Origin of the sequence: Parvimonas sp. D9 (assembly GCF_035282565.1) — a bacterium.
GTDB classification, from domain to species: domain Bacteria; phylum Bacillota; class Clostridia; order Tissierellales; family Peptoniphilaceae; genus Parvimonas; species Parvimonas micra.
The window spans coordinates 1-305 of record NZ_JAYKBM010000096.1; the positions used below are offsets into that span (position 1 = coordinate 1).

The following is a 305-nucleotide window of genomic DNA, read 5'->3' on the forward strand; positions in this document are numbered from 1 at the left end:
CGCTCTCGTACCTTTGCCCCCAACGCAGGATCGGTCTTATCTGCGGTAAGGCTCAGGACGAAATCAGACTTCTCTTTACACATTTTTTATACCCCTAAATTAAACCCGCTCATTATTCATCGCAAAGCCAGGAAGGCGCATCACCCCAGAAGGAGCAATACCACTTCTTAACATAGTCTGCGGTTTCCTCCATACGACCGTTATTGTCAATGGTGAAATTGGATCCCTGCCGAATACGCTCCCAATGCGACTCGGAAACATTGCGTGACAAAGGATCGCCTGCCTTTATGGATTCCTCCAGACGG

1 protein-coding gene is annotated in these 305 nt (G+C 48.9%); it reads right to left on the reverse strand.

The features are described 5' to 3' along the window. Positions 1–112 precede the first annotated feature (112 nt). On the reverse strand, positions 113–305 hold a 193-nt coding region (locus VJI94_RS08170), incomplete at its 5' end, for a hypothetical protein (RefSeq protein WP_324008991.1).